The sequence below is a fragment of the Streptococcus vestibularis genome (assembly GCF_900636445.1).
Lineage (GTDB): Bacteria > Bacillota > Bacilli > Lactobacillales > Streptococcaceae > Streptococcus > Streptococcus vestibularis.
In genome coordinates this window covers 1518906-1539760 of the sequence record NZ_LR134275.1, presented here as the reverse complement: position 1 = coordinate 1539760, position 20855 = coordinate 1518906, and the positions used below count along the sequence as shown (strand labels likewise).

20 protein-coding genes, 1 pseudogene and 1 riboswitch are annotated in these 20855 nt (G+C 40.6%); of the genes and pseudogenes, 17 read left to right on the top strand and 4 right to left on the bottom strand.

Translation table 11 applies throughout. The features are described from left to right. Positions 1–16 precede the first annotated feature (16 nt). From EL076_RS07720 to EL076_RS07710, 3 genes are all read left to right on the top strand, one after another. Positions 17–1390 carry a UDP-N-acetylmuramoyl-tripeptide--D-alanyl-D-alanine ligase gene (locus EL076_RS07720; RefSeq protein WP_003093831.1) on the top strand — a complete coding sequence of 458 codons (1374 nt, stop codon included), beginning with the start codon at positions 17–19 and terminating at the stop codon, positions 1388–1390. Between the two features lie 89 nt (positions 1391–1479). Then, positions 1480–2145, top strand: coding sequence for a YwaF family protein (locus EL076_RS07715; RefSeq protein ID WP_126429934.1), 666 nt, complete (start codon positions 1480–1482; stop codon positions 2143–2145). A gap of 261 nt (positions 2146–2406) precedes the next feature. Continuing rightward, a complete protein-coding gene (locus EL076_RS07710; protein WP_002884210.1) occupies positions 2407–3951 on the top strand; it encodes a peptide chain release factor 3 in 1545 nt (514 codons plus the stop codon). 151 nt (positions 3952–4102) lie between these two features. On the opposite strand, the gene thiT is transcribed toward EL076_RS07710, so the two are convergent. Beyond that, positions 4103–4678, bottom strand: coding sequence for an energy-coupled thiamine transporter ThiT (gene thiT, locus EL076_RS07705; protein WP_003093515.1), 576 nt, complete (start codon positions 4676–4678; stop codon positions 4103–4105). Positions 4679–4759: 81 nt separating this feature from the next. Continuing rightward, positions 4760–4880, bottom strand: a riboswitch (TPP riboswitch). A gap of 102 nt (positions 4881–4982) precedes the next feature. Between thiT and EL076_RS07700 the strand changes: the two genes are divergently transcribed. The 5 genes and pseudogenes from EL076_RS07700 to EL076_RS10625 form a co-directional block, all read left to right on the top strand. Beyond that, complete coding sequence (locus tag EL076_RS07700; protein ID WP_003094759.1) at positions 4983–5363, top strand: PH domain-containing protein; 381 nt, start codon at positions 4983–4985, stop codon at positions 5361–5363. 12 nt (positions 5364–5375) lie between these two features. Then, positions 5376–6281, top strand: coding sequence for a magnesium transporter CorA family protein (locus EL076_RS07695; protein WP_003094630.1), 906 nt, complete (start codon positions 5376–5378; stop codon positions 6279–6281). 194 nt (positions 6282–6475) lie between these two features. After that, a complete protein-coding gene (locus EL076_RS07690) occupies positions 6476–8065 on the top strand; it encodes a DEAD/DEAH box helicase (protein ID WP_003094406.1) in 1590 nt (529 codons plus the stop codon). Positions 8066–8287: 222 nt separating this feature from the next. After that, the gene (locus EL076_RS07685; protein ID WP_126429932.1) at positions 8288–8794 is read left to right on the top strand and encodes a hypothetical protein; all 507 of its coding nucleotides are present in this window, start codon (positions 8288–8290) and stop codon (positions 8792–8794) included. Between the two features lie 211 nt (positions 8795–9005). After that, positions 9006–9125: pseudogene (locus EL076_RS10625) on the top strand (IS30 family transposase); the annotation flags it as partial. A gap of 49 nt (positions 9126–9174) precedes the next feature. Here the strand turns inward: EL076_RS10625 and EL076_RS07675 are convergent. The 3 genes from EL076_RS07675 to EL076_RS07665 are packed head-to-tail and all read right to left on the bottom strand — an operon-like array spanning position 9175 to position 11197. Then, positions 9175–9444 carry a GIY-YIG nuclease family protein gene (locus EL076_RS07675; protein WP_003096419.1) on the bottom strand — a complete coding sequence of 90 codons (270 nt, stop codon included), beginning with the start codon at positions 9442–9444 and terminating at the stop codon, positions 9175–9177. Positions 9445–9447: 3 nt separating this feature from the next. Then, complete coding sequence (locus tag EL076_RS07670) at positions 9448–10212, bottom strand: tRNA1(Val) (adenine(37)-N6)-methyltransferase (protein WP_003096421.1); 765 nt, start codon at positions 10210–10212, stop codon at positions 9448–9450. A gap of 49 nt (positions 10213–10261) precedes the next feature. Continuing rightward, positions 10262–11197 (bottom strand): polysaccharide deacetylase family protein, encoded by a 936-nt coding sequence (locus EL076_RS07665; protein ID WP_003096423.1) that lies wholly within the window; start codon positions 11195–11197, stop codon positions 10262–10264. Positions 11198–11326: 129 nt separating this feature from the next. Between EL076_RS07665 and EL076_RS07660 the strand changes: the two genes are divergently transcribed. The 9 genes from EL076_RS07660 (at position 11327) to EL076_RS07620 (ending at position 20812) form a co-directional block, all read left to right on the top strand. After that, positions 11327–12082, top strand: coding sequence for a lysophospholipid acyltransferase family protein (locus EL076_RS07660; RefSeq protein WP_003096426.1), 756 nt, complete (start codon positions 11327–11329; stop codon positions 12080–12082). A gap of 107 nt (positions 12083–12189) precedes the next feature. Further along, on the top strand, positions 12190–12885 hold the full coding sequence (locus EL076_RS07655) for a helix-hairpin-helix domain-containing protein (RefSeq protein WP_003093743.1): 696 nt from the start codon (positions 12190–12192) through the stop codon (positions 12883–12885). Next, complete coding sequence (locus EL076_RS07650) at positions 12875–15115, top strand: DNA internalization-related competence protein ComEC/Rec2 (RefSeq protein WP_126429930.1); 2241 nt, start codon at positions 12875–12877, stop codon at positions 15113–15115. The genes EL076_RS07655 and EL076_RS07650 overlap by 11 nt, the downstream gene beginning before the upstream one ends. Before the next feature lie 85 nt (positions 15116–15200). After that, positions 15201–16463 (top strand): UDP-N-acetylglucosamine 1-carboxyvinyltransferase, encoded by a 1263-nt coding sequence (locus EL076_RS07645; RefSeq protein WP_003093180.1) that lies wholly within the window; start codon positions 15201–15203, stop codon positions 16461–16463. 65 nt (positions 16464–16528) lie between these two features. Continuing rightward, entirely contained in the window at positions 16529–17074 is a 546-nt protein-coding gene (locus tag EL076_RS07640; protein WP_003093731.1) for a GNAT family N-acetyltransferase, read from the top strand. Beyond that, on the top strand, positions 17067–18347 hold the full coding sequence (gene spxR / locus EL076_RS07635; protein ID WP_003094415.1) for a CBS-HotDog domain-containing transcription factor SpxR: 1281 nt from the start codon (positions 17067–17069) through the stop codon (positions 18345–18347). Before EL076_RS07640 ends, spxR begins: the two co-directional genes overlap by 8 nt. Before the next feature lie 43 nt (positions 18348–18390). Beyond that, on the top strand, positions 18391–19251 hold the full coding sequence (locus EL076_RS07630; RefSeq protein WP_003096442.1) for a methionyl aminopeptidase: 861 nt from the start codon (positions 18391–18393) through the stop codon (positions 19249–19251). Between the two features lies 1 nt (position 19252). After that, positions 19253–20212 carry a YihY/virulence factor BrkB family protein gene (locus EL076_RS07625; protein ID WP_003096444.1) on the top strand — a complete coding sequence of 320 codons (960 nt, stop codon included), beginning with the start codon at positions 19253–19255 and terminating at the stop codon, positions 20210–20212. 90 nt (positions 20213–20302) lie between these two features. Then, positions 20303–20812, top strand: a complete 510-nt coding sequence (locus EL076_RS07620) for a QueT transporter family protein (protein ID WP_003096445.1) — start codon at positions 20303–20305, stop codon at positions 20810–20812. The last annotated feature ends 43 nt before the right edge of the window (positions 20813–20855 follow it).

The following is a 20855-nucleotide window of genomic DNA, read 5'->3' as shown; positions in this document are numbered from 1 at the left end:
AACAGAGGATTTTAAGATGAAACTGACACTCCATGAAATTGCCAAGGTTGTTGGTGCTAAAAATGATGTCACAGCTTATGAAGACGTTGCCATTAACCAAATTGAGTTTGATAGCCGTAAGATTACAGAGGGCGACCTCTTTTTGCCGCTCAAAGGTGCGCGTGATGGACATGATTTTATCCAAACAGCCTTTGACAATGGTGCTCTAGCGACATTCACAGAAAAAGAATTGCCAGCTGATCAAGCCCACATCCTAGTCGATGATGCTCTTGAAGCCTTCCAAAAACTAGCTGCCTACTATCTTGAAAAGACTGGTGTTGACGTTATTGCGGTGACTGGTTCTAACGGTAAGACAACGACCAAGGACATGATTCATGATATCTTGGCCACAACCTATCGTACTTACAAGACCCAAGGTAATTACAACAATGAGATTGGTCTTCCTTATACTGCCCTACACATGCCTGATGATACGGAGAAAATCGTTCTTGAGATGGGGCAAGACCACATGGGAGACATTCACCTCTTGTCAACCTTGGCGAAGCCAAAAACAGCTGTTGTTACCTTAATCGGAGAGGCTCATTTGGAATTCTTTGGTAGCCGTGACAAGATTGCTCAAGGTAAAATGCAAATGCAAGACGGTATGCCTGATGGTAGCCTCTTGCTTGTACCTAGTGATCCTATCGTCGATCCATTCTTGCCAAGCAATCTTGACGTGGTACGCTTTGGGGATGGTGCGGAGCTTACGGTCTCTGAGTTGACAGAGTTCAAAGACCACCTCACCTTCTCAACAAACTTCCTAGATGGACAAGTTACCTTGCCAGTCACTGGAAAATACAATGCTACAAATGCTATGGTTGCTGCCTATGTCGCCAAACACTTGGGTGTAACTGAGGAAAATATCCTCACAGCTCTTGCTAACTTGCAGCTTACAAAAAATCGTACTGAATGGAAAAAAGCAGCCAATGGTGCTGATATTCTTTCCGACGTCTACAATGCTAATCCAACAGCCATGAAGCTCATTTTGGAGACTTTCTCAGCTATTCCTAAGAATGAAGGAGGCAAGAAAATCGCTGTCCTAGCTGATATGAAAGAACTTGGTGAACAGTCTGTTCAACTTCATACACAGATGATTTTAAGCTTGACACCAGATGCTATTGATACGGTGATTTTCTACGGTGAAGACATTGCAGAATTGTCACAACTTGCCAGTCAAATGTTTCCGCTTGGTCATGTTTATTATTTTAAGAAAATAGCTGATGAAGACCAATTTGATGCTATGGTTAAGCACATCAAAGAAAGCCTAGGCGAGCACGATCAAATCTTACTTAAAGGTTCCAACTCTATGAACCTAGCTAAGGTCGTGGAAGAACTCCAAGCCAAGAATTAAGTTATCTAACCTGCTCTCTGAAGCAGGTTTTTGCTTTACCCTGAAATTTGATATAATAGCAGGCATAGTAATTTCAGCAGGAGAAGAGAATGAAGGATTTTTTGACAACCACCCAAACTCATCTACCCCATGTACCTTTGCCCTATTATTTACTAATGCTTTTGGCGATGGTGCTTCTGAGTTACTTGAGTTGGCGTTGGTATAACAATAAGATATGGCGTTGGACCTTTCTCACTATCCAAGCCATTCAACTCTTTGCCCTTTATACCTGGTACCTCTGGCAGGGCTTTCCACTTTACATTAGTCTACCCCTTTACCATTGTCGCATGGCCATGTTTGCTGTTCTCCTCCTGAAAAATAGTAGAATAAAGAGCTATTTCGCTATTATGGGAGTTGTCGGGACTTACTGTGCATTGATTCATCCAGTATTTGATCCCTATGAATTTCCTCATATCACAGGCTTTTCTTTCCTAATTGGTCACTATGCCCTACTTGTCAATAGCCTGAATGTCATTTTTAACAGTTATAAAACCCAACTCGTCAGCCAACGACTGATTATGGTGGCTACCTTGATACTGAATCTAGGTCTTGTAATAGTTAATCAGACCATCGGTGGAAACTATGGCATGCTTAAACACACGCCATTTATTATAGGAACTCCCTTATTTGTCAAATACTTTGCTGTTTCAGGAGCTCTGATTTTTCTCATGATAATCATGAAAAAAGGTCTGGAGCATTTTGAAGAGAAATATTAAATAAATGAAGAAACACGCTATCCGAAAGTTGATAGCGTGCTTTGTCAATTTATTTGTTTTATTCTAGTTTTATTCTAACACAAAACGCTTTCAGAATTGCTTTCACACTGTAATTTGGATATAATAAAAGAGCTGTGCCTGCGAGAATTATCGCAAGCCTTGACAACAAATGTAGCTTTCAAAAGACAGAAATTTTCTGAAAGAAGTGCTACAACGATCTTGCTTTTCAATAAGATTATTTTTTAAAGAAGAAAGAAAACTATGAGCATTCAAGACGAAATTAAGAAACGCCGTACTTTTGCCATCATCTCTCACCCCGATGCTGGTAAAACAACAATAACTGAACAATTGCTTTACTTTGGGGGTGAAATCCGTGAAGCTGGTACCGTAAAAGGTAAGAAGACTGGAAACTTTGCCAAGTCAGACTGGATGGATATCGAGAAACAACGTGGTATCTCAGTAACCTCATCTGTGATGCAGTTTGACTATGCTGGCAAACGTGTCAATATCCTTGATACTCCGGGGCATGAGGACTTCTCAGAAGACACCTACCGTACCCTTATGGCGGTTGATGCTGCTGTAATGGTTGTTGACTCAGCCAAAGGTATTGAGGCCCAAACCAAAAAACTTTTCGAAGTTGTCAAACACCGTGGTATTCCTGTCTTCACCTTCATGAACAAATTGGACCGTGATGGACGTGAGCCACTTGACCTCTTGGAAGAGTTGGAAGAAGTGCTTGGTATTGCCAGCTACCCAATGAACTGGCCTATCGGTATGGGTAAAGCTTTCGAAGGACTTTACGACCTTTATAACGAACGCTTGGAGCTCTATAAAGGTGACGAGCGCTTTGCAAAGATTGAAGATGGTGATACTCTATTTGCCAACAACCCATTCTATGAGCAAGCTAAAGAAGATATCGAACTCCTGACAGAAGCAGGAAATGAATTCTCTGAAGAAGCTATTTTAGCTGGTGAATTAACACCTGTCTTCTTCGGTTCTGCCCTTACAAACTTTGGAGTTCAAACCTTCCTCGATACCTTCCTCAAATTCGCGCCAGAACCACATGGCCACAAGACGGTGGATGGTGATGAGATTGATCCTCTTAATAAGGATTTCTCAGGTTTTGTTTTCAAAATTCAAGCCAACATGGACCCACGTCACCGTGACCGTATTGCCTTTGTTCGTATCGTGTCTGGTGAATTCGAGCGTGGTATGAGTGTAAACCTAACCCGTACAGGTAAAGGAGCTAAGCTCTCCAACGTCACTCAGTTCATGGCCGAATCCCGTGAAAATGTCGAAAATGCCGTGGCTGGAGATATTATCGGGGTTTACGATACAGGAACTTACCAGGTTGGTGATACTCTTACCGTAGGTAAAAACAAATTTGAATTTGAGCCCCTACCAACCTTTACGCCAGAGTTGTTCATGAAAGTTTCTGCTAAAAACGTCATGAAGCAGAAGTCCTTCCACAAGGGAATTGAACAATTGGTGCAAGAAGGAGCCATCCAGCTCTACACCAATTACCAAACAGGTGAATACATGCTTGGTGCTGTTGGTCAACTTCAGTTTGAAGTCTTCAAACACCGTATGGAAAATGAATACAATGCTGAAGTCGTTATGACACCAATGGGTAAAAAGACCGTGCGTTGGATTCAACCTGAGGACCTTGATGAACGCATGTCATCAAGCCGAAACATCTTGGCCAAAGACCGCTTTGACCAACCAGTCTTCCTATTTGAAAATGACTTTGCCCTTCGTTGGTTTGCGGACAAATACCCAGATGTGACATTGGAAGAGAAGATGTAATACGGCACAAAAGATGACGATTTTAAATCGTTCATCTTTTGACGCTAGCCACTATCTTGTGGCTAGCTAGCCGTCTGACTTTATGTCGTAATATCTTATTAAAACAAGAAAAACCATAGGACTGCCAATTAAGACTGTCCTATGGTTTCTTTTATTTTTCCGTATTGAGTAATCTGCCTAGGAATCGTTGCAGGGCGAAGAAAACAATAAGGCTTGCCAATGTTTCTCCTAGGAAAGATGAGCTATTGACAATGAATGAATAGAGATAAGGGCTTTGTCCTTTAGGAGCATAGCTCCCCCAAAAGATGACACCAGCTATAAAGTGAATGAAGTAACGAGCAAAGCTACCAAGCAGAATCCCCTCAGTAATCACCGTCAGAGACTTGAGCTTTTTCCCTTGTATAATGGCTTTATCAAGGGCTGGTTTGACAATACCACTGATACCAATAAGACTAAAGGCGACAAAATACTCCAGAAAACCTTGTGTTAAGGTTAGCCAACCACCGGCTGCCTGTCCTGTCACCACTTGAAGTAGCCCCCAGATAAGACCGCCCATAGCACCAGCTTTTGAGCCCCAGCGAAAACTGAGGAGAAAGATAGGTACCATCTTAAAGGAAAGGGAAATCCAAGGGCCTAGTGACATAGGCTGGGTAACTAGGTCCAGGATATAAGCAATAGTTGCAAAGAGTGCAACCTCAATCATTGGTCGAATACTTGTTTTCGACATAAAAAAACCTCCTATACCAATCGTCTTGATTGGCTATTTTTTGCCACATCAAAACGACGTCATAGAAGTTCTCCTATTTCAATCTATTTTGAGACACATCCCTACGCAGGTTCTAACCTGATCAGGTGGTAAGAGTTTAGGCAAGTCTTGAAGAAAAGATTCAAGCTAGCCATTCTCAGCAATTGCTCCTCTTGTGACCCTTTTATTGTACTACCAGAAACCCATTTCTGCAAGTGTCTGAAATCTTAAAATTGTGGTATAGTTAAAGCAAGAACTATCTTTAAGTAAAAAAAGGAGAAAAACTATGGGAATTTTTTCAGGATTGCTTGGCAATGCGTCTAAGAAAGATAATGGCAAGGTTGAACGTCAATTGGAGAACATCTTGATTCCAGGTGAACAGGTGGAGTTAGCCTATGTCCTTGTTCGTGACTTGATTGTCTTTACAGAGAAGCGCTTGATTTTAGTCGATAAGCAAGGTGTTACAGGAAAGAAGACTTCCTATAAATCTATCCCTTATCACTCAATCTCTCGTTTTACTGTAGAAAGTTCTGGGCACTTTGACCTAGATGCTGAACTTAAGATTTGGATTTCATCAGCACTGGAGCCCGCAGAGGTACTTCAATTTAAGAGTGATAATAATGTTTTTGAAATCCAACAAGCTTTGGCAGCAGCAGTGCTAGAGTAATGAGGAAGAAAAATGTTTATTGAAAAAGAACTGAGTTATAAGCGTCACTGGATTAATATTGACTCAGACATTATTTCTGAGCAATCCTACCTTTATACCAAGTATGATATTGACCAAGAAACCATAGAGTATGCCTTGGATAAAAATGAACGAGCTCACATGGACTACAACCGTGAGACTGGGACAATCACCTTTATCTATAATGTTCTGGCGCTTGAAAAGGACAAGGAATACTATGAAACTATCCCTCTGACCTTTATTGTCCAAGATACGCGTTTGGTGACCATTAGTAACGAGGATAACGCTTATGTGATAAGCAAGATGCAAGACTATGTGGATAACCATGAGGATTTGTCCATCTACAAGTTGCTCTTTGCAGGACTTGAGATGATTTCAAATGCCTATTATCCCGTCATTGAACGTTTGGATCAGCAAAAAGATGAGGTTAGTCGACGCCTAAGGCAGACCACGACAAGTAAGAATCTGTACGATCTTTCAGATTTGGAAACAGGCATGGTCTATTTGGTGGCTGCAGCTACACAAAACCGTCTCCTTTTGGAACATATTAAGGGGCATGCCATTTATCGTCGTCTCAATGAGGTCGAAAAAGAGCAGTTTGATGATGCCATGATTGAAGCTAGGCAGTTGGTTGCCATGACGGATCTTATTTCTAAGGTCTTACAACAACTATCAGGTTCTTATAATAATATCCTAAACAACAATCTGAATAACAACTTGAGTAATTTGACTATTATTGAGGTACTATTGGGAGTTCTTGCCGTCATTACCGGTTTCTTTGGGATGAATGTTCCTCTACCTTTTATGACTGTCAGTCCAGCTTGGATTTTCATCATTTTGGGTAGTGTGATTCTTTGTTTGGTCTTGGCCCGCTACTTGCGTTGGTTGGTCCATAAATAATAATTAGTGAGTGAAACCGTCTTCTCAAATTGGAGGCGGTTTTAAAACGTTATTTTCTGTCTTTTTATTTCTAAATATGATAGACTAGATGAGTTGTTAAATTAACGACTATAAAATACAAGCAGATGCTTTATCTGCTCACCCAAGTTTCATAAGGTGGCTTCGCACCGCCTTCAAATAGAAAGAAGAATACTTTGAAATTTACAGATTTAAACCTATCAGAAGACATCCAATCAGCTGTTGTAGCTGCCGGTTTTGAAAAGCCATCACCTATCCAAGAGTTGACAATTCCACTCGCTCTTGAAGGTAAGGATGTTATCGGTCAGGCCCAAACTGGTACTGGTAAAACAGCTGCCTTTGGTCTGCCTACCCTAAATAAAATTCGTACAGAAGAAAATACAATCCAAGCTCTTGTTATTGCCCCAACACGTGAGTTGGCAGTGCAATCTCAAGAAGAGCTTTTCCGTTTTGGTCGTGACAAAGGTGTTAAGGTTCGCTCAGTCTACGGTGGTTCTAGCATTGAAAAACAAATCAAGGCCCTCCGTTCAGGTGCCCACATCGTTGTAGGGACACCAGGTCGTCTTCTTGACCTTATCAAACGTAAGGCTCTTAAACTCAATAATATCGAGACTTTGATTTTGGATGAAGCTGATGAAATGCTTAACATGGGCTTCCTTGAAGACATTGAAGCTATCATTAGCCGAGTACCAGAAGAACGTCAAACCCTTCTCTTCTCAGCAACTATGCCTGATGCTATCAAACGTATTGGCGTTCAGTTCATGAAAGATCCTGAGCATGTGAAAATCAAGGCTAAAGAATTGACCAATGTTAACGTTGACCAATACTTTATCCGAGTGAAGGAACAAGAGAAGTTTGATACTATGACTCGCCTTATGGACGTTGACCAACCAGAATTGTCAATTGTCTTTGGTCGTACCAAACGTCGTGTGGATGAGTTGACACGTGGTTTGAAACTTCGTGGTTTCCGTGCAGAAGGTATCCACGGAGACCTTGACCAAAACAAACGTCTTCGTGTTATCCGTGACTTCAAGAACGACCAAATCGATATCTTGGTTGCCACAGACGTTGCGGCGCGTGGTCTTGACATCTCAGGTGTTACTCACGTCTACAACTACGATATTCCACAAGACCCAGAAAGCTACGTTCACCGTATTGGACGTACAGGTCGTGCAGGCCAATCAGGTCAATCGATTACTTTCGTTGCTCCAAACGAAATGGGTTACTTGGGGATCATCGAAAACTTGACTAAGAAACGCATGAAAGGCCTTAAGCCACCAACAGCTCAAGAAGCCTTCCAAGCTAAGAAGAAAGTTGCCCTTAAGAAAATCGAACGTGACTTTGCGGATGAAGCTATCCGTTCTAACTTTGACAAGTTCAAGGGTGATGCGGTTAAATTGGCTCAAGAATTCACACCTGAAGAATTGGCACTTTACATCTTGAGCTTGACCGTTCAAGACCCAGAGATGATGCCAGAAGTGGAAATTGCCCGTGAAAAACCATTGCCATTCAAACCATCAGGTGGTGGCTTTGGTGGTAAAGGTGGCAAAGGTGGCCGTGGCAACCGTGGTCGTGATAACAGCCGTCGTGGTGGTGGATACCGTGGCGACCGTAACCGCGATGACCGAGACGGTGGCCGTCGTGACTTCAAACGCAAGTCTAAGAAGAATAGCCGTGACTTCGAAAACCATGGCAACAAACGCCCACACCGTACCTCAAGCGAAAAGAAAAACGGCTTTGTTATCCGTAACAAGGGTGATAAATAAACAATGAAAACGCTCTAAGAAATAGAGCGTTTTCCTATATCTTGAATATACGATATAAGTACATAATAAAAACTCATAAGTTTTTCTATAACCAGTTGTTAGACCAATTGCAAAAGAAACAAAACGATATATTGTAAGACCTGTCGTAAATACTGTGAAACGTTTTGTTGTTAATCCAGTCAAGAAATTGTTTGGTCGTAGAAGAGGAAGGAGAAGATGACAATGAAAATAAGCAAAATTTTAGGGATTTTTATAGGATTATTTATAGGGTTGGTTACAGTCTTAGGAATGAGCCTATTTATCTTTATTAATTTAAAATTTAACTCTGTTTATTATGCTCAGCATATCCCTCATAAGAAGGGGACAGAGCCTGATCTCGTTATGTTGATAGAGAATATGGACTGGATTTATACACCGGAGATTGATGGTATTCGATATGACAATGACGGAACAAACGCTATTATAAATACTAAAAGTAAATCTTTTCTAACAAAATCCTTAGGAAGCTTTTTATATGATAAGGATAATATGACTGTCGGTTTTGACAGTACGTTTAGATTTGAGGACGTCAGTTATTTTTCAGAAGAAGCAAAAAGAATTCAAGTTAATGAATCGAAAATTAAACGAGAGATTAGGGAAGATTTTTCCCCAATTATGAAGGTTCAAACAAAACCATTAATCAATCTTCAGTGGTTGTTTAATTTAATTTATCAAAGTAGGTTTAATTAGAGAAAAAAGATAGCATAGAAGTGTTTTGTAAGATTATTTATATCTAAAGATGAGTTTATCTATATTGTGGCATTTACTGTGGATATAATTCAGGGCACCTTGCCGGGTGTCTTTTTTATTTACTAAATTTGGAGTAATACTACTGATTTTAAAGCTATTTAGAGCATGTAGACTGATTCATACACGTGCGTTGTATACCACTATGAGAATTTTTCTAAAAGGTAGTGATTTGACATTGATTGAAGATTATATCATTCAGCTTTGGGAGAACAAACTAAATAATAGAATATGAAAATGTCTTAACTGGAAAACATCTTATGAAGTCTTCTAAGAGGAAAGTATGCACTTAATTTGATAATTCAAGACTAAAAAACGCACGGTTATTTTTCCGTGTGTTCTTTGATATAAGCTAGTTTTTTCTCTCGACTTTTTTTCTTAAAGAGTGCTTCGGCACTCATGGCTTCAGACTTGCTGTCAAAGGCTTCTGAGTAGATGAGTTTAACTGGTAGGCGGGCTCTGGTATACTTGGCGCCTTTGCCTGAGTTATGGGTTTTGAGGCGGCGTTCGACGTCTGTGGTGTAGCCTGTATAGAGGGTTCCATCGGCACACTCGACCACATACATGTAGGCCTTGCTATCCTTTTCTGCCATCGTTTAGGACTCACTTTCAGCCTTTTTTCCAAAGTAAATCTCAAAGATTTCGTCGGTATAGTCGCCATTTTTCTTGTGCACAAAGAGAGGGGGAAGAATCTTCAGTCCATCTGTTGATCCATCTTTTATGGCTTCAATCAGGAGCATATTTGCCTCACGTCCCATCTTAGGATAGATAAACTGGATGCGTTTAGGTGCTAGATTATACTGGCGCATGGTGTCAATGATATCCAAAAAGCGGTCAGGGCGATGCACCATGGCAATGCGCCCATTAGATTTAAGGGCATGACGTGCGACCTGGCAAATTTCTTCCAAATTAGTCGTGATTTCGTGACGGGCCAAGAGGTAGTGCTCTGACAGATTCTTCTTAGATGTTTCTGTCGCCTTAAAGTAGGGAGGGTTACAGAGGATAAGGTCCACCTGAGATCGTGGGGTATGGTCAAGCAAATTCTTTAGGTCGTCATTGACAACAGTCACCTGATCTTCTAATTGATTAAGAGTTACGGAACGCTGGGCCATATCAGCCAGACGTTCTTGCAGCTCAACCAAGGTAATCGGTGCCTCAGTGCGTGTACTGGCAAAGAGGCCAACGGCACCATTTCCTGAACAGAGGTCGACGATTAATCCCTTTTTTGGAATTTTTGGGAACCGAGAGAGGAGGACACTGTCAATAGAATAGCTGAAGACCTCCTTATTTTGAATGATTTTTACATCTGTGGAGAAGAGTTGGTCAATGCGTTCTCCATCTTTTAAAATTGGATTTGTCATAGTTTTAATTGTAACAAAAAACAGCTCCCAAAGGAACTGTTGCGAGTGATTACTCTAGGACACCGAAGGTATACCCTTGATTTTTGAAATATTCGATAATTTGTGGAAGGGTTTGAACAGTAAGTTCTTTACCAGCAGCGTCATGCATAAGGACAACCTTAACATGACTTTCAGGGAAATACTGTTGAGAACCATCCATGTAGGCCATCATAGTTTCAGATGTGGTTGGGCGAACAGAGGCTGGTTCTGCATCCCCACAGAGCATGTTCCAGTCAATCCACTGGATACCTTGATTGGCGAGAGCATGGTCGGTTGCCTCCAATCCTTGCCATGACATATGACCACCAGGGTAACGGAAAATTCTTGTTTTGAAGTCCTTACCTAGGATGGCTTGGAAATTGGCATTGGTTTGGTCAACTTCAGAAACAATTTGACTTTTGTTGGGAACACGCCCAGGATAAAGTAGGTTAAAGTTGTGGCTAAGGCTATGGTTAGCAATAGCGTGTCCTTCTGTAATTTGGCGTTTGAGGATGTCCGCATTTTCTTGACTAATGGTATAACCAATGTGGAAGAAGGTTGCGTGAACGCCATACTCTTTCAGAATATCCATGACTTGTGGTGTCAAGGTAGGATCAATCCCGTCATCGAAGGTTAAAAAGACAACCTTATCGTCAACATCTTGAGATACACCTCGGATAGTGTTATTAACAGCAGTAACGTCGTAGGCATAATCAGAGGCTTCAATGCTATGGTTACTACCTTTTTTGAGTTGTTTTTTATCATTTTTTTTAGCTTGTTCTGAAGAAGAATTTGCTCCGTTAGCTACTTGTTCAGTTTTTTCAGTCTGAGCTGGTTGTTCAGCTTTAGAATTGTGGCGTTGTGACAAAACAAATCCTAGAATAGCCAGTACGGCCAAGTTAGCAATGATGAGGCATAGATTAAGTGCCTTCCTATTTTTCCCTATAATCTCAATACTTCTTTTCATAATTACATTATAGCTCAAACAATTAGAAAGTGCCACAACATTTCCAATTGTTTTACAAAGAAGTTCTATGAAAAAGCGTTCCTTTTTTTGGTATAATAGTTAAAAAATTGTAGAAAAAGAGGTAAAAACGTGTTTTACGCTTATTTACGTGGGCTTGTTGTCTTCCTTCTTTGGATTATCAATGGTAATGCCCATTACCACAATCGCGATAAATTATTGAACAAAGATGAAAACTATATCTTGGTTGCTCCGCACCGCACTTGGTGGGACCCTGTTTATATGGCTTTTTCAGCTCGTCCTAAGCAGTTTATTTTCATGGCTAAGAAAGAACTCTTCAAGAGCCGTATCTTTGGTTGGTGGATCCGCATGTGTGGCGCCTTCCCAATTGACCGTGAAAATCCTGGTCAGGAGGCTATCAAGTACCCGGTTAACATGCTTAAGAAGAGTAATCGTAGTTTGATTATGTTCCCAAGTGGTAGCCGTCATTCTTCTGATGTTAAGGGTGGGGTTGCGGTTATCGCTAAGATGGCTAAGGTTAAGATTATGCCAGTTGTCTATCAAGGACCTCGTGAACTCAAGGGGCTCTTGACAGGTGAACGTGTGGATATGAACTATGGTAATCCTATTGATATTTCAGATTTGAAGCGTTTGAATGACGAGAATATTCAAGAGGTTGCTCGTCGTATCCAATCTGAATTTGATCGTCTTGATGCAGAAGCTTTGAGCTATCAAACAGGCAAGAAACCAAATCCTTTGACTTATATTTACCGTGTACCTCTCGGTCTTGTGGCTATCCTTGCAGTGATTTTGACTATGGCTTTCTCATATGTAGCTAGCTTTGTTTGGGATCCTGAAAAACACCGTGCCAAAGAAACACAGAAATAAGCTAATGACTCTGTCAGACATAAATCTGATGGAGTTTTTTTCTTTTTGATATATTTTTCAATTTTTTTACGAATAAGAAAGAAAATATATCAATTAAGGAGACTGACGTGAAGGAAAAGATTATAGACTATGTTAACAATAATCGTCTATTTGTGAGTATCATTGGTGTGCTGATGATGGTTTTCTGCTTCTTTCTGTGGATGACTTGTGGTGCCGGCAACAGCATGGAGGCAGAGACGTCTTATACAGATGTGACAACATTGTCAACCTCCTCATCCAAAGAAGGGTCAAAATCACTTACGGAAGTGTCTTCTCAGTCACAAACTGAAGGAAGTGAAAAAGTTAAGTCAAAAGTAACGGTAGATGTTAAGGGGGCTGTGGTCAAGCCAGGTGTATATACGCTAAAAGTAAGCGCTAGGGTGACAGATGCCATTCAGGAAGCTGGAGGAATGACAGAGGATGCAGACGCTAAGAGTGTTAATTTGGCCGCAAGCTTGTCAGATGAAGAGGTTATTTATGTAGCCAATAAAGACGAGAATGTTTCTGTTCTTGATCAATCAGATACTGGTCAGGTCTCTAACAAAGGAGGGCAGGCTGTATCTAAGAATGGCAAAATTAACTTAAATACAGCGACCTCAGAGCAGTTACAAACTATTTCTGGAATTGGTGCCAAGAGGGCAGAGGATATTGTCGCTTATCGTGAAAGTCATGGCGGCTTTCAGTCCGTAGGTGACCTGAAAAATGTTTCAGGCATTGGTGATAAAACGTTAGATAAAATCAGAGAGTCCATCTATGTGGCTTAAAAAATCTCCAATCAATCTTTTTTCCCTAGCGCTTTTAATAGTTGCTCTTTATTTTACTATTTTTGTATCTAATTTCTATGCTATTGGGGCTTTTGTCTTTTTTATGGTCTGTTTTTTGAAGCATCATTGGAAGAATATGGCAGCTCTAAAGTTGGTGGGACTTGTTGGTGGGTTCTTTTTGATTTATTTTTTATTCTTGCACCACAGAGCTATCATGCAAGATAAGCAAGTTCCTGCTGAAATTCATCAGGTGACACTGGTTGCAGATACGCTCTCAGTTAATGGTGAGCAATTATCAGCAATCGGTAAGTCAAATGGTCAAACCTATCGGGTCTTTTACCGGTTAAAATCTGAGAAGGAGCAGTATTTTTTTAAGACTACTAGTCAAACGCTTGTTTTAAAAGGAAAAATAAAGCTATCCTCGGCAACAGGTCAACGTAATTTTCAAGGCTTTGATTATCAGTCTTATCTAGCTAGTCAGAGCATTTATAGGATTGCTCAGATTGAGCGTCTGGATCATATCGTAACCCCAAAATCGATATCTCCAATAGATTTTTTCCATCAATTGAGGAGGAGGGCTCTAGTTCATATTCAGACGCATTTTCCTAATCCGATGAGACACTATATGACAGGACTGCTCTTTGGGTATTTGGATAAGGAGTTTGATGAGCAGAGTCAACTCTACACCAGCTTGGGGATTATTCATCTTTTTGCGCTATCGGGTATGCAGGTTGGATTTTTTCTTGGCTGGTTTCGCTATGGACTTCTTCGTTTGGGTCTTCCCAAAAATTATATCCTTGCTATCTTATTACCTTTTTCGATTTTCTATAGCTTAATGACTGGTTGGACGGCTTCGGTCTTACGTTCTTTGATTCAAAGCCTTTTGGCTGAGTGTGGTATTAAAAAACTGAACAATATGGGCATAACGCTGCTTCTATTATTTCTAGTCTTGCCTCATTTTCTTTTAACGGTAGGAGGTGTTTTAAGTTGTTCTTATGCCTTCTTATTGTGTTTATTTGATTTTGAGGAGATGCCGTCTTTTAAAAAGTCAATCTATATGAGTTTGGTATTGAGTCTTGGGACTTTGCCTTTTTTGACCTACTATTATGGAACTTTTCAACCATTGAGTTTGATTCTGACGGCAATCTTCTCTCTAGTTTTCGATAGCTTTCTCTTACCTATCTTAACAGTACTTTTTACACTTTCAGGACTGGTAATCTTTTCTCAAATTAACCCACTTTTTGAATGGATGGAGACCTTTTTGACTTGGATACAATACTGGATAGGCCAGCCTTTAATTCTAGGGAAACCTAGTTTGTTTCAGTTTGGCTTGATGATAGTTGTATTGGTTTTGCTCTTTGATTTTTGGAAAAAGCCTCAGTTTAGAATATCCCTCTTGATGATTTTTAGTCTTTTGATGATCTGGGTTAAACATCCTTTGATCAATGAGGTGACGGTGGTTGACGTTGGTCAAGGAGACAGTATTTTTTTAAGGAGTATGAAAGGTAAGACGATCCTGATAGACGTAGGTGGCAAGGTGACTTTCGGCTCTAAGGAAAAATGGCAAGAGGGGAGCCAGACGAGTAATGCGGAGAAAACCTTAATTCCCTATCTACAGGCAAGGGGAGTGTCTCAAATTGACTATCTGGTTCTGACTCATACAGATACAGACCATATTGGTGATTTGGAGGAAGTAGCTAAACGGTTTAAGATTAAGGAAATTTGTGTCAGTCAGGGGGCTTTGACTAAGCCTAGTTTTGCCAAACGTCTTCGATTTCTTAAACGTCCCGTTCGCACCTTAAAGGCTGGTGATAAACTGCCTATGATGGGAAGTAACCTACAGGTTCTTTATCCCAATAAAATTGGTGATGGTGGTAACAATGATTCACTTGTTCTCTATGGAAAGTTATTGGGGACCAGTTTTCTGTTTACTGGTGATTTGGAAAAAGAAGGAGAGGAGGAATTGATGTCCAGCTATCCAAATTTAAAAGTAAGTGTTCTCAAGGCAGGACATCACGGCTCTAAAGGCTCTTCATCAGAAGCTTTTTTGGATCAGTTAGAACCATCACTTGCGCTTGTCTCAGCTGGTGAAAATAATCGTTATAAGCATCCAAATGATGAAACATTAGAGCGTTTCAAAGAACGTCATATTAAGGTTTTACGCACAGACCAGGATGGTGCTATTCGGTTTAAGGGATGGTTCAAACTATCAAGTGAAACTGTCCGATAATTTCCAGGGTCCTTAATTTGTCATGCACCTCAATCTATGGTAGAATGTAAAGGCTAATATTCCAGTATAAGAAAGATTGAACAGTATGCGTAAAATTATCATCAATGGTGGTAAGAAACTTCAAGGAGAAGTTACAGTATCAGGAGCTAAAAATTCAGTTGTTGCTTTGATTCCAGCCATCATTTTATCTGATGGAGTGGTTACTCTTGACGGGGTACCAGCAATCAGCGACGTCGATAATCTAATTGAGATCATTGAAGTAATGGGTGGTTCTGTTAAGCGTGATGGCGAAACACTTGAAATCGACCCTCGAGGAGTTAAAGATATGCCAATGCCATTTGGTAAGATTAACAGCCTTCGTGCTTCTTATTATTTCTATGGTAGTTTGCTTGGGCGTTATGGTCAAGCTACAGTAGGATTTCCTGGGGGCTGTGATTTAGGACCACGTCCTATTGACCTTCACCTTAAGGCGTTTGAAGCGATGGGCGCTAGCATTTCTTATGAATCCGAGTCTATGCGTATTGCGACTGATGCTGGTCAACGTATTCAGGGTGCTCATATTTACATGGATACGGTCAGTGTTGGAGCGACCATCAATACCATGTTGGCTGCGGCTAAGGCTGATGGTCGTACGGTTATTGAAAATGCCGCTCGTGAACCTGAAATTATTGATGTGGCAACGCTTCTCAACAATATGGGTGCGCGTGTACGTGGTGCTGGTACAGAAATCATCACGATTGATGGTGTAGAGAGCCTACATGGTACTCGCCATCAGGTTATTCCAGACCGTATTGAAGCGGGCTCATACATTGCTATGGCAGCAGCTATTGGTAAGGGGATTAAAATTAAAAATGTTCTCTATGAACATCTTGAAAGTTTTATTGCTAAGCTTGAAGCAATGGGTGTTCGCATGATCGTTGAAGAAGATGCAATTTTTGTAGAAGAACAGGGCGATTTAAAACCTATTGACATTAAGACATCACCTTATCCAGGTTTTGCGACGGATTTACAACAACCAATGACACCATTGTTGCTGAAAGCAAGTGGCCGAGGAAAAATCATTGATACAATCTATGAGAAGCGTGTAAATCACGTTCCTGAACTGGCTCGTATGGGTGCTGATATTCAAGTGCTTGGCGGTCAGATTGTTTATAATGGGCCAACGCAACTTTCTGGTGTACCTGTGAAAGCTAGTGATTTGCGTGCGGGTGCTGCACTCGTTACTGCAGGACTTATGGCAGATGGTCAGACTGAAATAACAAATATTGAATTTATTCTTCGAGGGTATTCAAATATCATTGAGAAACTTTCTGATCTTGGTGCAGATATTCGTTTGATTGAAGATTAAGTCTAAGGTTCAACCGCTTCTTGTTGAGCCTTTTTCCATTTCTAAAACTGTGCTATAATACTATCATGGATATTTGGACTAGTTTGGGTGCTTTTGCCTTCTTTGAGTCAGAGCGCCTTTCTTTTAGACCACTCGTCTTTTTAGATCGTTTTGACTTACATGAGATTGTGTCGAATCCAGAGAATTTACAATTTTTCTTTCCTGCTACCAAAACTCAGTATGAAACAGATTGCCTTTTGATACATTATTTCATGAAGGAGCCTTTGGGTGTTTGGGCAATTGTAGATCGAGAGTCTAATAAGTTGATTGGGATCGTTCGCTTTGAAAAGATAGACGTCCAGAAAAGGACTGCAGAGATCGGTTATTTTTTGAATGCTTCATACTGGGGTAGAGGTCTAATGACTGAGACAGTTACTTGTTTGTCAGATTTGGCATTGACAGCTATGGGCATGGAACGCATTATCCTTATTGCTCATTTGGAAAACGAGGCATCGATTCGTGTGGCAGAAAAATCTGGCTTTAAATTGGTGTCTCGTTTCAAAGGAGCAGACCGATACACCCGTACCATGAGAGATTATCTCCGCTTTGAGAAGGAGGAGAACTGTGAGTAAACATCAAGAAATTCTAGATTATCTAGAGGCTTTGCCCATCGGTAAACGAGTTAGTGTGCGTAGTATTTCTAACCACTTGCAGGTTTCTGATGGAACTGCTTATCGAGCCATTAAAGAAGCTGAAAATCGAGGACTAGTTGAAACGCGTCCTCGAAGTGGAACAGTTCGAATTGAAAAGAAAGTCCAGGTTCGCCTTGACAAACTGACCTTTGCGGAGATTGCAGAGATTACAGAGTCTGAGGTGATTTCGGGTCATGAAGGTTTGGAACGTGTCTTCAGTAAGTTCTACATTGGAGCCATGACTATTGAGAATATCACCCGTTATCTAACAAAAGGCGACCTTCTCATTGTTGGAGACAGGGAAGATATCCAGTTATTAGCCCTCGAATACAATAATGCTATTCTGGTAACTGGAGGCTTTCAGGTTTCTGATAGGGTTAAAGAGCTTTCTCGTTTGAAGCAGTTTCCAGTCATGGTCACTACTTACGATACATTTACTGTGGCGACTATGATTAACCAGGCACTTTCTAATGTTCGTATCAAAACAGATATTAAAACAGTCGCTCAAGTCTATACTAGACGAGAAGACTACAACTATATGACTCCAGAAATGACAGTCAAAGATTTTCAAAATTTGGTTAAACGGACTAACCTTGTTCGTTTTCCTATTGTGTCTGAGGATGATAGGGTTATTGGGATTGTGACCATGCGTGATGTGGCTAATCAGCTTCCGACCACTATGGCTAAGGCTATTATGACAAAACCGACAGTGACTCGTTTGGAGACTAGCCTTGCGACTGTGGCCCAAAAGATGATTTTTGAAGACTATGACATGATTCCTGTTGTGGATGACGAAAAACATTATCTAGGCACTATCACTCGTCGTCAGGTTTTAGAGGAGCTTCAAGATAATAACCGTGGTGATCTCCATACATTTAGCGATCAAATGATAGCTAACCTTAATCGTGAAAAGAATGCCTTTAGTTTTGAGGTAGAACCGGCCATGATTGATAATTCTGGGAACCTTACACAGGGTGTTCTTGTAGAAATGGTTAAAGAGGTTGTTTACCGAACGATGGAAAACCAAGAACAAAATAGTCTGGTGATTGAAGAGATGATGTTTTACTTTCTTCAGGCGGCTCAAATTGATGATAAGGTGACGATTACACCCAGTATCATTGCGGAAACCAGACGCAGAGCTCATTTAGACCTTATGGTTACTCATGGTAATCATACGGTTTGTAAGTCAGTAGTAGTGGTCAAGAAAACTTAATAAGCCATTTAAAATTAAAGAAATAAAGAAAACGGAGAAAATAATGATTACACTAAAATCAGAACGTGAAATTGAAGCGATGGATAGAGCGGGAGATTTTCTTGCAAGTATCCACATTGGCCTACGTGACCTCTTAAAACCAGGAGTGGATATGTGGGAAGTAGAAGAGTATGTGCGTCGTCGTTGTAAAGAAGAAAATGTTCTACCGCTTCAGATTGGGGTCGAAGGAAGCATCATGGACTATCCTTATGCGACATGTTGTGGTCTTAATGATGAAGTAGCACACGCCTTTCCACGTCATTATATCTTGAAAGATGGAGACCTCTTGAAAGTTGATATGGTCTTGTCCGAACCGATCGATAAGTCAGTGCTTGATGTATCAAAATTGGATTTTGATAATGTTGCGCAAGTAAAAAAATATACAGAATCATATACTGGTGGTTTGGCTGACTCATGTTGGGCCTATGCGATTGGAACGCCTTCTGATGAGGTTAAAAACCTTATGGAAGTAACCCGTGAAGCCATGTATCTTGGTATTGAACAAGCGGTAGTTGGTAATCGTATCGGTGATATCGGCGCAGCTATCCAAGAATACGCTGAAAGTCGAGGCTATGGTGTCGTTCGTGATTTGGTAGGACACGGAGTTGGACCAACGATGCATGAAGAACCAATGGTTCCTAACTATGGAGTGGCCGGACGTGGTCTTCGCCTTAAAGAAGGAATGGTCTTGACCATCGAGCCAATGATTAACACAGGAACTTGGGAAATCGATACAGACCTTGAAACTGGTTGGGCTCATAAGACACTTGACGGTGGCCTTTCTTGTCAATATGAGCACCAGTTTGTTATTACTAAAGATGGTCCAGTAATTTTGACTTCTCAAGGCGAAGAAAGAACTTATTAGTATGAAACGACAAGGCATAATGGCCCGTCTCCTAGATAAGCTTCAATGGCGCCCTTTGCAGCTTTACCTTAGACATTATCGTAGTGCTGAGATAGATATTTCTAGTATTGCCGTGGCTTATTATTTGATTTTGACGGTCTTTCCGCTCATTGTCATTGCGGCAAATGTTTTTCCCTATCTGAATATTGATACGACTGATCTCTTGAAGTTTATGAATGAACACCTTCCTAAGCAGTTTTATGCACCTGCAGCCAACGTTGTTCAGGATATCTTCTCGACACCTTCAGGACAGTTGTTGGGAGTTGCCTCTTTGACGGGATTCTGGACCATGATTAAGTCCTTGTCTTCGCTTCAAAAGGCGATTAACAAGGTATATGGTGCTTCAGAACACCGTGATGTCTTTATTAGTCACATTGTTGGTGGTTTCATGAGTCTCGTCATCTTGTTCTTACTCACCTTTGCACTAATGCTATCTACGATTATTCAGTCGGTTCTTAGAGTTATTACACAGACCTATCCTATTGGTTCCAAGATGACTCAGCTTATTTTAAATAGTATCCAGCCTCTGAGTATTGCAGTTGTCTTCCTGGGAATGATGGTGCTTTATTTTGTACTTCCGAATGTGAAGATTCGAAAAATCCGCTATGTTATGCCAGGGACTATCTTTACGACTTTAGTGATTGGCTATTTAAGCAACTTGTTTGGAACCTATGTGATTCGTACCTTGAGTCGATTAGTTGATATCAAGTTATTTGGATCCATTATGATTTTCGTCTTCATGCTTTGGTTCATCTTTTTGGCTAGGATTTTGATTTTGGGTGCTGTCTTTAATGCGACCTATCAGGAACTTAAACAAGGTGAACTGCACAGTAGAAGGGGTGACGTGCTTACCATAATTCAGCATTTTTCTGGAGACGGTAGTGACAGCAAAAAACAAAAAAACGATGAGGATAAGTCTTAGAGCATAAAGAGAGCTTGGCGAAGCCCAGGCTCTTTTGACGGGAATATTATCCTTTGTAGATAATAAAAAGATAATGATTATGGAGGAAAAATGAAAAAACAAACTGTTCGTGATTTAACACATATTGCTATTGTGGCGGCTCTTTACGTGGTCTTGACCATTGTGCCACCTTTCAACTTAATTTCGTATGGTCCTTACCAGTTCCGTATTGCGGAAATGTTCAATCTTCTGGGATTTTATAATCGCAAGTATATCATTGCCGTTACTTTGGGGTGTGTGATTGCTAATTTCTTTAGTTTTAACATGATTGATGTGGTTGTTGGAAGTCTCTCAACGCTAGTCTTTGTTGGTTCAGGAGTTTATTTCTTTGACCGCTTTAAGAATCAAGATATTTTGGGTGGCCTCCTTGATAAGGCTCATGTTTATTTTGCTTTTTATTTTTCATTCTTCATGGTGACCATCGCTGCAGAGTTGACCTTGGTTACTCAAGCGCCATTTTGGGCTACTTGGTTCACTGTCGCTTTAGGAGAATTGGCGTCACTCTTAGTTGGTGCGGTCCTTATCAAGAAATTGGCCAAAGTAATCGATTTTGTTTCGTAAAATAACGTCTGTAAAGGCGTTTTTTGTTGCTTTTATGTTAAAA

Bases quoted from the DNA above. Each gene is read 5' to 3' on its own strand.
- EL076_RS07640 (WP_003093731.1), top strand. From the start codon at position 16,529: ATGGATATTTGGACTAGTTTGGGTGCTTTTGCCTTCTTTGAGTCAGAG.
- EL076_RS07710 (WP_002884210.1), top strand. From the start codon at position 2,407: ATGAGCATTCAAGACGAAATTAAGAAACGCCGTACTTTTGCCATCATC.
- EL076_RS07675 (WP_003096419.1), bottom strand. From the start codon at position 9,444: ATGGCAGAAAAGGATAGCAAGGCCTACATGTATGTGGTCGAGTGTGCC.
- EL076_RS07630 (WP_003096442.1), top strand. From the start codon at position 18,391: ATGATTACACTAAAATCAGAACGTGAAATTGAAGCGATGGATAGAGCG.
- EL076_RS07665 (WP_003096423.1), bottom strand. From the start codon at position 11,197: ATGAAAAGAAGTATTGAGATTATAGGGAAAAATAGGAAGGCACTTAAT.
- EL076_RS07695 (WP_003094630.1), top strand. From the start codon at position 5,376: ATGTTTATTGAAAAAGAACTGAGTTATAAGCGTCACTGGATTAATATT.
- EL076_RS07685 (WP_126429932.1), top strand. From the start codon at position 8,288: ATGAAAATAAGCAAAATTTTAGGGATTTTTATAGGATTATTTATAGGG.
- EL076_RS07670 (WP_003096421.1), bottom strand. From the start codon at position 10,212: ATGACAAATCCAATTTTAAAAGATGGAGAACGCATTGACCAACTCTTC.
- EL076_RS07700 (WP_003094759.1), top strand. From the start codon at position 4,983: ATGGGAATTTTTTCAGGATTGCTTGGCAATGCGTCTAAGAAAGATAAT.
- EL076_RS07650 (WP_126429930.1), top strand. From the start codon at position 12,875: ATGTGGCTTAAAAAATCTCCAATCAATCTTTTTTCCCTAGCGCTTTTA.
- EL076_RS07715 (WP_126429934.1), top strand. From the start codon at position 1,480: ATGAAGGATTTTTTGACAACCACCCAAACTCATCTACCCCATGTACCT.
- EL076_RS07645 (WP_003093180.1), top strand. From the start codon at position 15,201: ATGCGTAAAATTATCATCAATGGTGGTAAGAAACTTCAAGGAGAAGTT.
- EL076_RS07625 (WP_003096444.1), top strand. From the start codon at position 19,253: ATGAAACGACAAGGCATAATGGCCCGTCTCCTAGATAAGCTTCAATGG.
- EL076_RS07620 (WP_003096445.1), top strand. From the start codon at position 20,303: ATGAAAAAACAAACTGTTCGTGATTTAACACATATTGCTATTGTGGCG.
- thiT (WP_003093515.1), bottom strand. From the start codon at position 4,678: ATGTCGAAAACAAGTATTCGACCAATGATTGAGGTTGCACTCTTTGCA.
- EL076_RS07720 (WP_003093831.1), top strand. From the start codon at position 17: ATGAAACTGACACTCCATGAAATTGCCAAGGTTGTTGGTGCTAAAAAT.